This window comes from Nostoc sp., from assembly GCF_036917235.1.
In the GTDB taxonomy this organism is placed as follows: domain Bacteria; phylum Cyanobacteriota; class Cyanobacteriia; order Cyanobacteriales; family Nostocaceae; genus Nostoc.
Map to the genome: position 1 here is coordinate 1 of NZ_JBALDU010000022.1, position 16,522 is coordinate 16,522.

Annotated in this window: 22 protein-coding genes; 12 read left to right on the forward strand and 10 right to left on the reverse strand. The window is 42.8% G+C overall.

The annotated features are described in order from the left end of the window. The 8 genes from V7K44_RS07285 to V7K44_RS07320 all read left to right on the forward strand — a co-directional run. The coding region (locus V7K44_RS07285; protein ID WP_334930050.1) for a hypothetical protein at positions 1 to 186 on the forward strand (186 nt) is incomplete at its 5' end. After that, positions 186 to 404 (forward strand): hypothetical protein, encoded by a 219-nt coding sequence (locus tag V7K44_RS07290; protein ID WP_334930052.1) that lies wholly within the window; start codon positions 186 to 188, stop codon positions 402 to 404. The genes V7K44_RS07285 and V7K44_RS07290, both read left to right, overlap by 1 nt. Beyond that, complete coding sequence (locus tag V7K44_RS07295) at positions 388 to 894, forward strand: hypothetical protein (protein ID WP_334930054.1); 507 nt, start codon at positions 388 to 390, stop codon at positions 892 to 894. The genes V7K44_RS07290 and V7K44_RS07295 overlap by 17 nt, the downstream gene beginning before the upstream one ends. Then, positions 891 to 1,229 carry a hypothetical protein gene (locus tag V7K44_RS07300; protein ID WP_334930056.1) on the forward strand — a complete coding sequence of 113 codons (339 nt, stop codon included), beginning with the start codon at positions 891 to 893 and terminating at the stop codon, positions 1,227 to 1,229. The genes V7K44_RS07295 and V7K44_RS07300 overlap by 4 nt, the downstream gene beginning before the upstream one ends. Before the next feature lie 2 nt (positions 1,230 to 1,231). Then, the gene (locus tag V7K44_RS07305) at positions 1,232 to 1,549 is read left to right on the forward strand and encodes a hypothetical protein (RefSeq protein ID WP_334930058.1); all 318 of its coding nucleotides are present in this window, start codon (positions 1,232 to 1,234) and stop codon (positions 1,547 to 1,549) included. Continuing rightward, on the forward strand, positions 1,549 to 1,860 hold the full coding sequence (locus V7K44_RS07310; RefSeq protein ID WP_334930060.1) for a hypothetical protein: 312 nt from the start codon (positions 1,549 to 1,551) through the stop codon (positions 1,858 to 1,860). The genes V7K44_RS07305 and V7K44_RS07310 overlap by 1 nt, the downstream gene beginning before the upstream one ends. Beyond that, a complete protein-coding gene (locus V7K44_RS07315; protein WP_334930062.1) occupies positions 1,860 to 2,309 on the forward strand; it encodes a hypothetical protein in 450 nt (149 codons plus the stop codon). Before V7K44_RS07310 ends, V7K44_RS07315 begins: the two co-directional genes overlap by 1 nt. Before the next feature lie 15 nt (positions 2,310 to 2,324). Next, complete coding sequence (locus V7K44_RS07320; RefSeq protein ID WP_334930064.1) at positions 2,325 to 2,756, forward strand: hypothetical protein; 432 nt, start codon at positions 2,325 to 2,327, stop codon at positions 2,754 to 2,756. Positions 2,757 to 2,861: 105 nt separating this feature from the next. On the opposite strand, the gene V7K44_RS07325 is transcribed toward V7K44_RS07320, so the two are convergent. From V7K44_RS07325 to V7K44_RS07355, 7 genes are all read right to left on the reverse strand, one after another. Beyond that, positions 2,862 to 3,269, reverse strand: a complete 408-nt coding sequence (locus V7K44_RS07325; RefSeq protein ID WP_334930268.1) for a DUF423 domain-containing protein — start codon at positions 3,267 to 3,269, stop codon at positions 2,862 to 2,864. A 101-nt stretch (positions 3,270 to 3,370) separates the two neighbouring features. Continuing rightward, entirely contained in the window at positions 3,371 to 3,850 is a 480-nt protein-coding gene (locus V7K44_RS07330; protein WP_334930066.1) for a hypothetical protein, read from the reverse strand. A 215-nt stretch (positions 3,851 to 4,065) separates the two neighbouring features. Next, positions 4,066 to 4,497 carry a GFA family protein gene (locus V7K44_RS07335; RefSeq protein WP_334930068.1) on the reverse strand — a complete coding sequence of 144 codons (432 nt, stop codon included), beginning with the start codon at positions 4,495 to 4,497 and terminating at the stop codon, positions 4,066 to 4,068. A gap of 249 nt (positions 4,498 to 4,746) precedes the next feature. Continuing rightward, positions 4,747 to 5,118 carry a hypothetical protein gene (locus V7K44_RS07340; RefSeq protein ID WP_334930070.1) on the reverse strand — a complete coding sequence of 124 codons (372 nt, stop codon included), beginning with the start codon at positions 5,116 to 5,118 and terminating at the stop codon, positions 4,747 to 4,749. Positions 5,119 to 5,476: 358 nt separating this feature from the next. Continuing rightward, on the reverse strand, positions 5,477 to 5,914 hold the full coding sequence (locus V7K44_RS07345) for a DUF6918 family protein (RefSeq protein WP_334930072.1): 438 nt from the start codon (positions 5,912 to 5,914) through the stop codon (positions 5,477 to 5,479). Between the two features lie 388 nt (positions 5,915 to 6,302). Then, positions 6,303 to 9,614: an efflux RND transporter permease subunit gene (locus V7K44_RS07350; protein WP_334930074.1), complete on the reverse strand. Its 3,312-nt coding sequence runs from the start codon at positions 9,612 to 9,614 to the stop codon at positions 6,303 to 6,305. 294 nt (positions 9,615 to 9,908) lie between these two features. Beyond that, on the reverse strand, positions 9,909 to 11,567 hold the full coding sequence (locus V7K44_RS07355; protein ID WP_334930076.1) for a mechanosensitive ion channel family protein: 1,659 nt from the start codon (positions 11,565 to 11,567) through the stop codon (positions 9,909 to 9,911). 393 nt (positions 11,568 to 11,960) lie between these two features. Here V7K44_RS07355 and ahcY point away from each other — a divergent pair, with 393 nt between their 5' ends. Continuing rightward, positions 11,961 to 13,238 (forward strand): adenosylhomocysteinase, encoded by a 1,278-nt coding sequence (ahcY, locus tag V7K44_RS07360; RefSeq protein ID WP_334930078.1) that lies wholly within the window; start codon positions 11,961 to 11,963, stop codon positions 13,236 to 13,238. A gap of 460 nt (positions 13,239 to 13,698) precedes the next feature. Here the strand turns inward: ahcY and V7K44_RS07365 are convergent, their stop codons facing one another. Then, entirely contained in the window at positions 13,699 to 14,016 is a 318-nt protein-coding gene (locus tag V7K44_RS07365) for a hypothetical protein (protein ID WP_334930080.1), read from the reverse strand. Here V7K44_RS07365 and V7K44_RS07370 point away from each other — a divergent pair. Then, positions 14,005 to 14,238, forward strand: a complete 234-nt coding sequence (locus V7K44_RS07370) for an element excision factor XisH family protein (RefSeq protein ID WP_334930082.1) — start codon at positions 14,005 to 14,007, stop codon at positions 14,236 to 14,238. The genes V7K44_RS07365 and V7K44_RS07370 overlap by 12 nt on opposite strands. Beyond that, complete coding sequence (locus V7K44_RS07375; protein ID WP_334930084.1) at positions 14,226 to 14,561, forward strand: XisI protein; 336 nt, start codon at positions 14,226 to 14,228, stop codon at positions 14,559 to 14,561. The genes V7K44_RS07370 and V7K44_RS07375 overlap by 13 nt, the downstream gene beginning before the upstream one ends. 100 nt (positions 14,562 to 14,661) lie before the next feature. On the opposite strand, the gene V7K44_RS07380 is transcribed toward V7K44_RS07375, so the two are convergent. After that, the gene (locus tag V7K44_RS07380; RefSeq protein ID WP_334930086.1) at positions 14,662 to 15,468 is read right to left on the reverse strand and encodes a pentapeptide repeat-containing protein; all 807 of its coding nucleotides are present in this window, start codon (positions 15,466 to 15,468) and stop codon (positions 14,662 to 14,664) included. Positions 15,469 to 15,478: 10 nt separating this feature from the next. After that, the gene (locus V7K44_RS07385) at positions 15,479 to 16,120 is read right to left on the reverse strand and encodes a hypothetical protein (protein WP_104908762.1); all 642 of its coding nucleotides are present in this window, start codon (positions 16,118 to 16,120) and stop codon (positions 15,479 to 15,481) included. Positions 16,121 to 16,244: 124 nt separating this feature from the next. Between V7K44_RS07385 and V7K44_RS07390 the strand changes: the two genes are divergently transcribed. Continuing rightward, positions 16,245 to 16,490 (forward strand): hypothetical protein, encoded by a 246-nt coding sequence (locus V7K44_RS07390; RefSeq protein WP_334930088.1) that lies wholly within the window; start codon positions 16,245 to 16,247, stop codon positions 16,488 to 16,490. The last annotated feature ends 32 nt before the right edge of the window (positions 16,491 to 16,522 follow it).

A 16,522-nucleotide genomic window follows, 5' to 3' on the forward strand; every position in this document is an offset into this window, starting at 1 on the left:
GGGTCGGGCACTAGAGGCGGTGGATCTCAATACAATTTCACCGCCCCAATCACTGCTGATACTCCTGCCAACTTAAAAACGAAGGTGACAGGTGTAATTGAAGCTAAAAAAGGTTCTGTTGGCGGTGCATACGGTCGCATCTGGTTTGAACCAGAAGATTACCCTTACGCAGCTAGTGGCGAATAATGCTTAACTTGTCTACTCCAGCTATTTGGTATCCTGGGCAGACTGATGAAGACATCCAGGAAGAAATAGATTTGATGATGGTCAGGGCAAAGTATACAGCGTCCTTTATCAAAGGTGAGATTCACGCCGATACTTTCCTTGATTTCTTGGATGAGGCAGGACACGACGTTTTCGATTTAGCTCAACAGTGGAATTTAGGCAATGACATTACAAGTTGACCTCAAAGCTGCCGGAGCGTGGGAACTCACCTACTACCAAAAGCACACAGGCAACTTGAATAACCGCCGCATTCGAGTGCCAATTCTTGAGCCGATTGAATTGCCTTACTTGACGGATAAACATTTATTTTTGGTCGGAGCAACGTCGAGTAAAGCTAAACCCAGTTGGCTCAGAGCCGGGTACTTTTATCAACAAATTGATGGGATTCAAATCAACGACACCATCATTTTTGAGGGATTGGGGGCAGTTCCCAGCACTGAGGTAGACTACACTCGCCGGATGATTAAGCTCAATGCCATTGAGCTTGTCCAATTTCCCAAAATCTCAGACAATTTTCGCCTGCGATTTGAAGCACTCCCTTGGATTGAAGAAATTACCCTTGGGATTTGGGAGTACACAGGCACTGAATCCGACTCAACAGAAGAATTAATTCAGACTGTTAGAGCCAAACTCGAAACTATTGAATTCAAGATTGATAACTTATTATGACGACATTGAGCTTTTCAGCTTTATCTGAAAAATTAGCCGCGGGTGCAATTGAGTTTGTTGGGAATAATCAAGTAAAACTCAATTTCAATTTAGCAACAGCCGATAATTTAACGCTTAATACTTCCTGCGTTAAAGGTATTGTCAAACTGATGCAAGCCTTATCTGCACTTACCGAGCAAGTGAATGAATCAAGGATTGCTGTTAACCTTCCACCGATTCAATTTGCATCTCAGCAAATAACAGGTACACCAGAAGCACCAGAGTTTGAATTTACAGTGCGAGTCAAAGTTGACACGGCATTATTTGTTGATAATCTTGATGACCCCACTGATTAATTATGATTAACAATTCCTCTAACACGATTGAGGTTGCTAAATTTAGCAATTGCCTTCATGGGGACAAAGATTTGACCGCTACTGTTGGCGACACAGTTTTAAATGCCAACAGTAACAGGCAGTATGCAGCTTTTATCAACAATTCTTCTTCTGACATCACTTTGATTTTGGGTGACAAATCTAAAGGTGCTATTGGTAGAGGAATTATTTTAAAGCCCAGAGGAAGCTACGAAATAAATCAGTCAAATCTTTACATAGGTAAAGTATCAGCTATTTCCGCTAATAACTGTAAATTAACTTTCACGGAGTGTATTGAATAATGGGTTTATATAATCCGGCAGCAGTAACAGTTGTCCAGCCGACCAGCGGAACCTCAACACCTACTACTGTCGGTTCTAGCACAGATAGCGATACAATCTTAGCTGCCAATTCCAACCGCAAAGGTGCAACGATTTGGAATAACAGCACCGCTACTCTATATTTAGAATTTGGTGCAACAGCCACAACGAGCGCTTTTACCGCCAAGCTATTAGCAGGTGGATATTATGAAGTGCCATTTCATTACACTGGCGTAATTAGTGGTATTTGGTCAGCGGCTAATGGCAACGCTTTAGTTCGGGAGTTGACCTAGTGCCTTTATTCAATCCAGAATTTTCGGAATTATTACTTCCTACTAGTTTTACTCACTGGCATGATGAAAGTTTTGTTGAGGCGGGCGGACAGATAGAAACTGACACAAATGCTGGACTTGCTTATGGAGCGGAAATTTATCAAAATCCTGCTGCACTTAATGATAGCTTCAGTTTTCGCAAGTTACTAACAGCCGGAAGTTACAATCTTTCTGTACTAACTGTTTTGACTTCTAGTGTCGGAAAGTTAAAGTTGGAAATTGATGGAATTTTGGCTTTTGATGATATGGATCTCTATAGTTCATCTGTTGTCCTGAACGGAATACTTCAAAGAACTATTACCATCCCCACTGATGGGTTACATGAGTTTAAGTTTACTGTGTTTTCAAAGAATGCAGCCTCTAGTAATTACTATTTTTCTGGTCGGAAAATCTGGGCGAGAAAAATATAATCTCAACTCAAATAAATGTCTACCACTTCGTCAACAATAGCCATTACCAATTCTTCTAGCTCCCCAGGAATAACAATAACTCTTGAGACTACAGGAATATTTTTAGGGATTCTTGTTAGTGCTTCGGTTTTGGGAGGCGTGGCGGTCAACGTCATTAGTAAAATGAATCGAATTTCTTCTTCAATCTCTCAGATTGAGGAAGCTTTAAAAGTTTATGCCGGCAATGCTGAAAAAATCAGAGACTTAGATAAAAAATTTGATTTACACATCCAGGAATACATAAATCGGAAAGATGTTGTACAGATGGTTCTTGGTCAGTTAGATCAGAAAATTAATCATAAGTTTAGACGGCTTCTTTTCTACACGCGCGACGTTCAGCAGTTCTTACAGCGCGATACTGCTTTTAAGATCCGTGAATATGAAGAGACGACCCAGCAAGACGAATAACTCATTGGGGATTCAGGGTAACTGAAACTTTTATGGAGCTCTAGACAAATTCGAGATTCGCTCTAACAAGTTAATCTGGGGAGCTAATCTGGGAAATCTAGGGAGTTAATCTGGGGAGTGGGGATTCCAAGCAGCAAAAGCTAAAGCACCCCAACCTGCGAGAAAGGCTGTGCCGCCTAGTGGTGCGATCGCTCCTAAGGATTTAATACCGGTTAAGCTAAGGGCGTACAAGCTACCTGAGAAAATAGCAATGCCAATGATAAACAGCCATCCACTGGCTACAAGTGTGGGTTGAGGGGACTCGGTACGACTAATTAGTATGGCTACTAGAAAAAGTGCAAGAGCATGATACATTTGGTAACGAGCGCCAGTTTCAAAAATTTCTAGCGTAGGCGTAGCCCGCCGTAGGCATCGCTCACTAATCTTTTCCCGCAAGGCATGGGAAGCAAAAGCACCAGCAGCAACCGACAAACCGCCTAAAATGGCAGCTACGCTCAAAAAAATCTGCGTCATTAGACCTAGCCGTAAGTTGGTAAAGTAGTCATTAGTCATTGGTCATTAGTAAATAACAAATGACAAAGGACGAAGGACAAAGGACAAATGACCAATGACAATTAAACATCAAAATGATATGATACAGCCCCTTCTTCGTTCACCTTAAAGTTTGCATTGAATTCTTTAGCTTTTTCATCTAAATATTGTCTGGCGTGGGCTGCGGGTAGTTGTGACTGGATGGCAAAGCCTAAAACAGTTACGCGCCCATTATTTTCTTGTAGCATCTCATAAAAAATCGATTGCAGGCGATCGCTAACTTGTTGATTAATCGCCTTTTTCTCCTGCCGACTTTGACGGTACAATCCCAATGTTAACCACGTGCCCAGTGTTAGGGTAGGGACACCAAAAATTAGACCACCAACAGCAGCATTATTATCTTCATAAGTAGCATTCGGTGCATTAAACTCATACTCCCCCGTGGGTATTATGATGGCTTTACTTGTAGCAAATTTTTCTAAGGTCGCTGTTGCTGATAGAGTTACAAACATGAATCCGAGTGTCAGTAGCCAACCGGCAGCTAATTTTTCAGCAGTTTTCATAGTTTCACTTCAGATTTACACTTTGCTAGCGATTTTAACCTGACTTTCATAAAGGTTCCAATATATCAATCTACTCCCAGCGACAGTTTTTTAGCTTTTACACAATATTTTTTCAGGACTTACGCAACTGGCACAATGCGATGCCTGCGGTGGTCACTGAGCTTTGTCGAAGTGCGGGCTACGCCTACGCTAGTTGATAGTACATCAGCCAATATTTACCGCTCTGATGGAGGTGCAAACTGTGCAAATACCTCTGCCCCTGTTAGGTTCTTGGTTTCATTGGCAAAACAGTAATATTTGGGCTTTTCATCAATGAATATCTGATGATCGAAAACAAGACCTTGACAGCTATCGAATAGTCCAACGGGTATGAAATATTGGTTACTTTGTTTCAATTTGTAAAATAGATGGCTACCACACTTCTTACAGAATCCACGCTCTGCCCATTCTGAAGATTGATAAACTCCGATATTTTCTTCACCAGAGAAGCTAACATCACTTTCACACTCAACTACTAACAAAGGTCCTCCACCCCAGTTGCGACACATACTACAATGACATGCTCCTACCTGATTACTCATACGGGTTGTAGAAACGTTTACTACTCCACACAGGCAGCTACCTTTTGCAATGCTCACATTAGACATATTTTTTTCTCCGCTCCTACAAATGCGCTCCAATTTTAGATTCTTTTTTGTTTCATACTGGAAGTATCTGCACTATTCATTCCAGAGTCTGATACAACTAATCTAGCCGTTTCTTGACACTGATTAAAATCAGCATTGATGTTACATCTCCAATTTAAAAATATGGAGTTTTGTGTTTATCGCGTAGAGTCTAACTCGATGGATGGGCTGAGGTACAAAGCCCATCTACCGTGCTTGAGTGCAAATGTCTTATTTCTGTTTGCAGCTTGCGGTAAGTTCTACATTGTAGAAAGTCCCTGGTTTGGGATTAATTGAACGCAACTCCTGGATAAAAGCATTGAATTTGGTATTGCTTATGCCGAAGCCAGCTTCAGCACAAGCAGATAAACCTCCTTCGATGGGAATAGGAGATCCGACCCTGGGACTATATACAATGAATTTATCGACGGTGCTAGTGCCGACTGCAAACCCGATAACCTGGCGAATTGTTCGCAAAGCGGCATTATCTAAGGGACCACCAATACTGCCAATACTGATATTAACTGCACGACTTTCAGCAAAGGCCGGTGTACTAATCGACAATACTGCCCCGACAATCATGAAACAGGTGAACTTCTTCATTTTCCTCTCCTCCAAAAAATTGAAAAACTAATAATTAGGTTTCGACATGGATCAAGTACATCAGAGACTTTGCCATGTAAGGTTTTTAGACACTAGTACCGCAAGGCGGAATTCAAAATTCAAAATGAATACAGCGCAAGAGTTTCGTTGATTTGGAATAGGTGGTTGATTTACGCCGTGTTCTACTAGGGTGTGTGTAAACTACAAAATCTATGATTCTGAACTTTTGCGGATTACTTCAGCATTAAGTCTTTCGTTTTCTGAAAAATGTTAATTTCTTAAAAATTCTTTATAAATTTGTATCTGCGCTTCCCACCTTTCTAGAAGACGCGATTAATCGCGTCTCTACTCGTTTGGCTCAGACCTTAGTGTAATTTTTGATTACTTTAGCTAAATCTGGCACTGCTTCTTCTACGTGTTTTTTGGCTGACCCGCGAAGTTTTTCATAGGTTCCTCGCACGATTTGGCGGTTTGAGTTCTTGACTCTCGCATCGGTAACACCTAGTAGTGCATCTGCTGTATTAGAGCGATTCGCACTCAGATATTCAACTGGGTCGCCTTTCTCTACGCCTTGACTCCAGATGGGATCGAGAGCTGTAAAACATTGCGGTAATATCTGCTCAACGACATAGGGAATATACCCTGGCTTAACCCCCTTCAAAGCAGCAAAGGCAGTTTTCAAAGCGATGCCGCTCATGCCTGACTTGGATGCAAGCTGGCCTTCAATCATGTTGCAACAATCATCTATGACCATAGCCTTTTTGGTCGGGTTCAAAAGTCCGTCGCTAAGTCCCATTTCACTTTTCCTTATCTAAGTACTTAATTCTATTCGACTAATTTTTTTAGCAAGCAGGAAATTACAGAAAATGGTATCAGAGTTAGAGGATGTTGTGGATAAGCTGATACGCTTTGAACCTGCATAGTTGAGAAGAGGCAGGGGGCAGAGGGGCATGAGGAAAAGACCTCTTACTGCTGCCGTGAATCAGAGCGGAACATGGGTCTGAAGTCCATCCATTTATTAAGAAGTGGCTACGGGAAGCTAGCGCAACAGGTGGGGTTAATCCCTTTTCTGTTTTGTCCCCCCTGCCCCTCTGCCCCTCTGCCCCTCTGCCCCTCTGCTCCCTACCCCCTGCCTCTTTTAAAAGGGTTACTCTACACTTTGCTAGGAGACTGAATGGCAAAAGTTAAGTTATCCCATCCTCCTGAGACCTAAATTGCGTCTCTGGCTGACTTGAGCCAGCTGGTAGAGCTTCATGTCTAGTTCCCGAAGCTCCTGGAGAATCTGGAGGATTTGAACCTCCTCGCTTCCCAGGTAATATAGCCTGAGCTAAACTCTTAACCAAAATATACAAAATTGGCACTAAGAACAAACTCAAGAACGTCGAAAGCATCAACCCCCCAAACAGCGCTGTTCCTAAAGACCAACGGCTGCTGGCTCCAGCCCCTTGAGAAATCACCAGAGGCAAAAATCCTAACAGTGCGGCAAAGGATGTCATTAAGATCGGTCGTAGACGTTCTTGCCCCGCTTTCACCGCCGCCCGCGTGTAGCTCATGCCCTGCTCGTGCAGTTGATTGGCAAATTCCACGACTAGAATCGCGTTCTTGGCAGCTAGACCAATCAAAGTTACCAAACCTACCTGGCAATAGATATCATCCACTACTTTCGGGAAGAGGCTGCCTGCCATGAAAATATTGGAACGCAGCCAAATCGCTGTCATTGCTCCCAAGACTGCTAGGGGAACTGTCAGCAAAATAATAATTGGGTCAATGTAGCTTTCATACTGAGCTGACAGCACCAAAAAGACAATAACGATCGCTAAGGCAAAAATCAAGCCTGTAGCTCCCCCAGATGTTTTCTCTTGGAGATAAGTCCCTGTCCACTCATAACCAAACCCTTGAGGTAAGTTCTCTGCTGCAAGTTGCTCCATTGCTTTAATCGCCTGTCCAGAGCTAGCACCGGGAGCCGGAGCGCCCTGTACTTTGATTGACCTGTACAAGTTGTAATGCGAGATGGTTTTTGGCCCGACAAAGGGAGTAATTTTCACCAAACTGCTCAACGGAATCATCGCCCCACTGGCAGAGCGAACATACAGCTTGCCAATATCATCTGGATTCGAGCGGAACACTCCATCTGCTTGGACATATACGCGATACTGTCGCTGTCCCTGCACGAAGTTATTCACATATTGCGACCCCAAGTAAGTTTGCAACGCTCCAAAGATGTCGTTGATCTCCACATTGAGAGCTTTGGCTTGGTTGCGGTTTACCTGAATGTCAAATTGGGGAGTATCTGCGGTGAACTGAGTGAAGACTCCTTGGAGAACAGGGCTTTTACGTGCTGCCCCAATCACTTTTTGAGCAGCCTCAATTAGGGTTTCAATCGGCGCACTTCCGGTTTTGTCTTGAATGATAAACTCAAAACCACCTGTGCTACTTAATCCTCTCACTGGAGGAGCATTCACTGCGATCGCTCTGGCTTCTGTAATTGTAGAGAGCTTTGCGTTCAATCTCTGAAGTATGCCATAAACAGATTGAGATTCTTCAGTTCTCTCTTTCCAGGGTTTCAGGTTAGCAAAGGCAATGCCTAAATTAGAAGCATTGCCATCGAAACCAAAGCCACTGATCATAAAACTAGCTCTAACTTCGGGAGCCGATGTTACTTCTTTGACCACCTTGTCCATCACAGATTCGGTATATTTCAAAGAAACGCCATCAGGTCCCTGGACAATGACAAAGAAGTAACCCTGGTCTTCTTCTGGAATAAATCCGGTAGGTACTGCTCTGTACATCAAAACCGTTGCTAATAAACCAGTGGCAAAAACCCCAATTACAATCGGCTTGACATGGGTAAGGTAGCTAACAAACCCGACATATCGCCGCGTGAACCAGCTAAATCCCCGATTAAATTGTGTAAAAAACCAGCCTAAAGGGCCTCGTGGAGTCTGAGCAGGGCGCATAAGAATGGCTGCCATACTCGGAGAGAAGGTTAAGGCATTGAAGGTGGAGATGGCAATGGAGCAAGCAACGGTTAAAGCAAATTGTTTGTAAACAATCCCAGTAGTACCCGGAATGAATGCAACTGGAATGAATACCGCCATGAGTACAAGTGAAGTGGCAATAATTGCCCCAGTTAACTCCTTCATGGCTTCGACAGCCGCCTCAAAGGGCCTCATGCCCTGCTCTAGTTTGACTGCAACTGCCTCGACTACAATAATCGCATCATCCACGACGATCCCGATCGCGAGAACGAAACCAAATAAGGTCAGTGTATTAATTTGAAATCCTAAAACCAACAGAGCCGCACACGTCCCAATCAAGGAAACGGGGATCGCTACAGTCGGAATGATCGTGGTACGCCAGTCTTGTAAAAAGACAAAAATTACCAAGACTACTAGCACAATCGCCTCAACCAGAGTGTGCAGAACTTCTTCTAAAGAAATTTCTACAAACGGAGTGGTATCAAATGCCAACTGTGCTTTGAGTCCAGGTGGAAAACTTTTCTCTAATATTTTGATCTGTTCTTCAACAGCATGAGCAACGTTGAGGGCATTACTACCGGGAAGTTGATATATCCCCAAACCCACGGCTGCCTTGGGCGCATTTCCTGGGATGGTGAATTTGGCATCAGCCAGATAGCTCTCTGCTCCCAGTTCAACTCGACCGACATCTCTGACTTTAACTAGAATGCTGCTAGTGGGGTTATTAGTAGCGCTATTAGTGCCAGCTGGACTTACCTTCAGCACCATATCCTCAAATTCAGCTGCATCTTTAAATCGGCTGGTTGCCCGTAAAGCAAATTCAAAGCTTTGATTATCTGGTGCTGGTTCCTTACCAATCGCCCCTGCACCCACTTGAATATTTTGTTGTTGCAGGGCAGCTGTCACATCTTGTGGAGTTAGCTGATGTTGGGCAAGCTTGTTGGGATCGAGCCAGAGACGCATGGCATATTTGCGTTCCCCAAAAACCCTGGCACTTCCTACACCAGGAAGCCGTTTAATCTGATCGAAAATATATAAATCGACATAGTTACTGATAAAAATGTTGTCATACTCATTATTTTCTGAGTAAAACCCATAAACCAGCAGCAAACTGCTCGATGCCGTTTCAACAGTTACACCTGTTCGCTGGACAGTATCAGGCAATTGAGGTGAAGCAAGTCCTTCTTTATTTTGAACGTTTACTTGAGCAATATCGCTATTGACATTAGTGGGAAATGAGACAGTTATATTGCTGGAACCATCATTACCCGTATTAGAAGATATATAAGATACATCTTTAACACCATTAATTTGTCGCTCAATAATGTTGGTGACAGTATTTTCTGTTGTTTGAGCATCCGCACCAATATTGTTGGAGCTAACAGTAATTTGCACTGGGGCAAGGTCTGGTAGCTGAGAAATGGGAAGAATCGGTATACAGATGCTTCCCAGGAGCAAGATAATGAACGTGCAGACCGTCGTCAGGACTGGCCGTCTGATGAAGGTATTGACAAACATAAATCAAGGAATAAAGGAAAAGTTTCAGACTGGTTAGGAACGTAGTAGCTTTTTATTAATATAAGGATTTATTAAGGTTTAATGTCGGCGATCGCACAAGATTGGTCATTGAGTATGGTTATCAACGAAGGCAGGAGGCAGTTTTCCTCCTGCCTTCCTGCCCGGTTGTTGAGCGTAGTCGAAACACTGCCTCCTGCCTCCTGCCTCCTTCAATCCCCTTGTCCCCCTACTCTCCTAGAAAGAGAGCAGAGTTTAGTCTAATCAACTGAAAAATGCGGTAATGAATCTAAATTTCTAATTAGCTTTGCCATTACTCGGAAGATTTAACAACTGATCGTCATTAACCCAAATTGCTTGTTGAGGCACAGAAATCGAAATTCGCGCTTCATCTAAGGCAACTTTCAGGCGGCGGCGAAACTCGCGTGCTACATCCCATTGCTTCAGGGGCAGTGTTTTAATCCAGACACGAATAATCAAACCGCGATCGCCAAATTGATCTATTCCCAAAACTTGCGGTGGTTCCAAAATTTGAGACTGCCATTGCATTTCTTGATTCATCTTATCGGCAATAGTTGCAATCAACTTCAAAGCCTGTTCTGTATCGGCTTGGTAGGCAATGGGAATTGTTAAATCGGCTCGCGACCAACGACTAGAAAGATTAGCAACAACTTTAATTTCACCATTGGGAATCGTGATCAAGCGTCCTTCGGAATCTCGTAGTTGAGTCATCCGCAGATTCAGATTTTCTACTAAGCCTCCTACGTTTCCGACATTAATCACATCGCCTAAAGCATACTGGTCTTCTAGAATGATCAAAAAACCGTTAATCGCATCTTTAATTAAGTTTTGCGAGGCCAAAGACAATGCAACACCAACTAAACTAGCACCCGCTAGCAAGGGAACGATATCTATCCCCAAAGATACCAACGCTAGCAAGAAGCCTACTGCTATCCAGATAGCAGTAGTGATACTTTTAGTCACACCAGAAAATGTAGAAACTCGCAGTTGCAGCCGTGCAGAACTTTCTGGGGTAAGGAAAGCACTACTGCTAATCAGAGTGGAGGCGAAGCGGTCAATCAAGGCATAGGTCAAACGGATGGCTACATAGGTTCCCAGGCAGACGATGCCTAATCGCAAAGGAAATTGGAAAGCATTGAGAATTCCTACCTGAAACCCTCGTGTATAGGGAAATAGACCCAAAATAAAAAAGCTTCCACCTCCCCAAATTCCGGCTTGACCTAGCTGAAACAATCGTCTTTTGACTTCTTTGAGATGGTTCTTTTGCTGTTGATTGAGTTGTGTTGTAATTGGTTGATTTGCTGCTGGTGAAATTGGAGAGTTTAGCAGTTCTCTGGGGAGTTGGGAGGCGATCGGATTGACTGAATCTAAATCTTTTCGGGAACGCCGCTGCCAGCCATATAGCCCCAAACTCATAATCACCATTGCCACTCCGGTACCGGCAGCAATTTTACTTTGGTCGATTAAAGATTGAGTTTGCCTTTCTTGCTTTGCTTGTTGCAAGTCTTCTTGTAAAGATTCGGCGACTTGATTTGCCGATGTCGATATATCTACTTGTCGCAGTCCAGCATCTTCAGAAGTAACGGTCATCAGATATTGGTCGTTGACATAAATTACTGGTAATTCGTTGACTTTCCGAACTTCTACTTTGACTGGTGTTTTTGCTGGGGATTGAAAGTAATTTTGGCCAATTTTCTGCAACTTATTTTGAATATCTTCTGAACGCTCAGGAAAATTGGTTCTTGTTGCTGCTATTTGAAATAACCGACGACCATCTAAATAAATCCAGCCCGAAACAACTCTGTTATCTGAATCATTACTCACACTACTGGGAGCTTGCAATTGCGGTACAAAAGGAATCTGGGCTGTGGCTTTTGGCACAGATACAACGCCTATGGCTACTGAACTGGCGATCGCCAGAAATTGAACGCGCACTCAAACACCTCCTTAAATCGAATCTACTAGTGACTGCTTCTATAACTATCCTCCGCAATAACTTTGGGTAGATGTACCTATCTAAAGTTGAGGTTTTCCTTTTAGATGATGAAATTTTGATGTTTTTTTGTTTGTCTTCTATCTTGAGAGAGATGACAATGTACTGAGAATCAGCAGGTAAGCCGAATAAGAGTCTTGCCCTTACCAAAGATAAAACAAAAAGGAAGAACCTGGAGAGAAAGTTGACATTCCGCCGATCAAACGTCAAGCTAGTTTTGAAGACTATTGACTAGTAATTTGCTTTCATAACAAGCAAAAATCGCCAGTGGTAGAATAACCTAGTAGAGTGCGTAAAACTTACGTAACTTTTTTAATTTTTTGAGGTAACTTTTGATGACCGCAACTTCTCCCCGATTAAAGCACGAGGTTAAAGACCTCGGCCTAGCTGCCTTGGGAAGACAGCGCATTGAATGGGCTGGACGCGAAATGCCAGTTTTGCGGCAAATTCGCGATCGCTTTGCTATCGAAAAGCCCTTCGCTGGTTTACGCCTTGTAGCTTGTGCCCACATTACAACAGAAACAGCACATTTGGCGATCGCTCTGAAAGCCGGTGGTGCAGACGCGCTTTTAATTGCTAGCAATCCTTTATCAACGCAAGATGACGTAGCCGCTAGCCTCGTCGTCGATCATGAAATTCCCGTCTTTGCTCAAAAAGGCGAAGATAACGAAACTTATAACCGCCACGTCCAAATAGCTTTAGATCATCGCCCTAACATTATTGTTGATGACGGTAGCGATGTGGTTGCAACTTTGGTACAACAACGCCAACACCAAATTGCTGATTTGATTGGTAGCACCGAAGAAACCACCACTGGTATCGTGCGGTTACGCGCCATGTTTAGAGAAGGCGTACTCACCTTCCCCGCAGTCAACGTCAACGACGCTGACACCAAGCACTTCTTTGATAATCGCTATGGTACTGGGCAATCAACCCTAGATGGCATTATCCGCGCTACAAATATTTTGTTGGCTGGTAAAAACGTCGTTGTCGTCGGTTATGGCTGGTGTGGTAAAGGTACAGCCCTCCGCGCCCGTGGGATGGGTGCTAATGTCATCGTCACCGAAATCGACCCCATCAAGGCAATTGAAGCCGTAATGGATGGCTTCCGCGTTCTGCCAATGGCTGAAGCTGCACCCCAAGGTGATATATTTATCACTGTGACTGGTAACAAGCACGTCGTTCGCGGCGAACACTTCGATGTCATGAAAGATGGTGCGATCGTTTGTAACTCAGGTCACTTTGACTTGGAACTTGATTTGAAATACTTGGCTGCACAAGCTAAGGAAGTCAAAGAAGTTCGTCCTTTCACTGAAGAGTATAAGTTGAAAAATGGTAAATCAGTCGTCGTTCTCGGACAAGGACGCTTGATTAACCTAGCTGCGGCTGAAGGACACCCTAGCGCGGTAATGGATATGAGTTTTGCGAACCAAGCTTTGGCTTGTGAATTCCTGGTGAAGAACAAAGGTAAGTTGCAACCTGGTTTGCACTCAATTCCTGTTGAAGTTGATCAAGAAATTGCTCGTTTGAAATTGGAGGCTATTGGTATTAAGATTGATAGCCTAACTGCTGATCAAATTGAGTACATCAATTCTTGGACATCGGGAACTTGATACATTGATTAGTTGATTTTTTAAGGGATAGGCTTTTGGGCTTATCCCTTTTTTTGTATTTCGCGCGAAGAGGTAAAGGAAGATAGGTAATATTTTTTATACTATAATTTGCTAATACAATATATTACATCATGCTTAGAAATTTTATTATGAAACAACTTAAGCAAGCAGTCCGGCAAGCCATATCAGAAGGTAATTGGTATTGTGCACTTATAGGTGCACTAATACTACCAGATATTTGTAGCTCATTAGATAACCCTGAAATTAAGGTGGTTCAAACACGCTATGTAAACTGGTATAACAGTTATATAAAAGAAAAGTATACTGGGATTGGAGGCAGTATGATCCATTACTAATGGCATACCTATTAAACGGCTAGATGTGCAGCAATATTCACATCTATATCCAGCTTCATTAATAACTTTTTGACGAATAGATTTAGGGATAGATGACACAGCTATTACTTTACTAGTTGCTCAAAATCTGGAATAGAATAGCCTTTCCATTTTAAAAGTGCATAAGCATAGGCTTTTTTCAGCATTAAATAATCAGCACTTACTCGGAGCGATCGCAACAATAATCTATCTGATTCACTTAATTGATGATTTTGATTTTTTTGTAAAAGTTGTAAATGTAGTTCTTGTTGACTTTCTGGAACTTGAATTTGAGCAATAGTTAATAAATCCCCAATCGTTAATTCTTGCATGGCGATTAATTCCCCTTGTAATTCTAGAGGTGCATAATCAGCAGCAGGAGGAGCATTTGTTTGGTTAGTCATAATTTTTGTAGAAAATGGTTTAGGGCAATATATCAATATATCTTATATTACTATATTCTCACTCGCTTAGAACCTGACCGCCGCTTGTATCTGGCTATTCGTCAAGAAACCTACGCAGAACTATTTCAAGAACCAATTGGTAAAATATTATTAGAAAATCAACGCCTTTGTTTACTTGTCTTTGACTCAAAACGAGAGGTGGTACTGCAATGGATACCTTAGATAATTATCGCCAAATCATTCAAAAAATATTAAACGAATATGCCCAACTACCCTATGCTTATGGAGAACTAGAAAGACAACTAATTATAGACCAAACCGCCAACCATTACCTACTACTAACACTAGGCTGGGAAAATAATCATCGAGTGCATGGTTGCTTAGTCCATATTGACATTATCAACGATAAAATCTGGATTCAAAGAGACGGTACAGAATACGGTATAGCCAACGAACTTGTTAACGCTGGTATTTCTAAAAATCAAATTGTTCTCGCCTTCCAACCAGTCGATGTCAGGCAGTATACTGAATTTGCTGTTACTTAATTAAGCCTAAAAACTAAGCTTTACATAAACTTTATATACTTTTTGTGGTAAGAGATACCCCAAAAAATGAATCTAAACGTCAATTCCTTGTTCTTGTAAACTAATGGTGTCTTGAAGCGTTAGGCATAATTGTTTCTTGAAGATTTACGCCGCTGAGGTTAGCTCCCCGAATGTCGGCTCCTCTAAGGTTAGTTCCTCTGAGATTCGCCCCTGCCAAATTCGCGTCTCTAAGATTAGTCCAACTCAAGTCAGCTTGACTCAAATCAGCTTCACTTAGGTTAGCCCGCAACAAGTATGCACCACTTAGGTGAGCCTTGGTCAGATTCGCTTTGTATAAGTCAGCTTTGTAAAGATAAGCCCCTAAAATTTCTGCTTCGTACAAACTCGCCTCACTGAGGTCAGCCGCAATCAAGTTAGCTTCAATCAGGTTGGCAAAAGAGAGGTTAGCCCGCATCAACTTTGCTGCACCTAAATCGGCATCTCTCAAGTTAGCGCCTTTTAAGTCAGTGCCAATTAGATTAGCGTATGCGATCGCAGCACCTCTAAGATCCACCTGACTCAAGTCAGCTCCAATCAAATTGGCATGACTCAAATCTGCCTGCGTAAGTATAGCGCCACTCAAGTTAGCAACACTGAAGTTAGCTGCACTCAGGTTAGCTTCATTCAGCAAGGCTTTATAGAGGTTGGCACTACTGAGGTCAGCACCACTGAGGTTTGCTCGCACGAGTAAAGCATTACCCAAATCGACTTTTCTCAAATTTACCCCCTGGAGGTTTGCACCTCTAAGGTTATCGCCTTGCAAATTCGCAGCGCTGAGGTCTGGTTCAATCAGGGGATTTTTCTTTCTCCACTCAATCCATTTAACTGCACCTGCTTTGAGTAAAGTTAGATGCTCTCGATTTGCCATTTTCTCTCCTTTACTCCTGACGCCCACCCAGAGAATTTACCCGACCAGCGACACTTTCAATAGCCGTTAATGCTCCTGCTGCTCCTGCTAGAATATCCTGTTCTTGTCCACCCAAGTACAGCCGTCCAAAACTACCTACAGCTTGAACTTCTAGAATGTTAATCCTCGCTGCTTTCTCTGCTTCATTGGCAGCCAGTGCGGCATAAGCAGCAGGCTCCACTTCTAATACATACAGCGTTTGACCCGCTAGTAGTAGCTGTCCGCGGCGCGTGCGATTAATGAGTTGTGTTTGATAAGCATCGATGTTGCGGATAATCTGGCTAGAAATAACACGCGGTTTCAGACATTCCTCTCTTTTGACTCCCAGTGCCGCCAAAATAGCTTGACCAGCAGCTCTGGTTTCGCCTTGGGAGCTAGAATGAACTTCCAATAGTCCGTATAGTCGTTCAACTACCTGTACTCCCGGACGGACAGAGGCAGATTTCAGGGCTATATCCGTAATCTTATTAATTTCGATACCAGGAGAGATTTCAATCCACAGTGATGTATCTCCTGGTAATGGTAAGAAGCCTTGGGCTACTGTTCCCATATATGCTGCATGTTGAGGTTGCAGGTTGTCGAGAAATACGAAACTGCGTAATTCTATGCCCAAGATTTTGCTCTCCAGTCGTGAGGTAAAAGTTATGTATATACTGCAAGATATAAGCGCCTAACTTGACAATATAGGGTATAAAGGAGCGCAAAATCCGTTTAACGGATCTACACCCGTCTGTCAAATGGCAATTATAGAGGCTAATGGTTATTTAAAAGACCATCGTCGTCGTGGGATAAAATCTACTTTGATCGGACGACATAATTTTTGTTTAATACAGCTGCGTTGTAAACACCTTGACTCTTTTACATTACCCCAGTTTTACCCCAAATATTTCCCCAACATCTTCAATCTAATTGAACTACTGCTTCTATTTGGAGGTTTTCAAAGGCTTGACGGACTTTTTCGGCGCGATCGCCCTTCCTCCTGAACAGTGGCGATCGCGATTTTTCTGGTTTATTT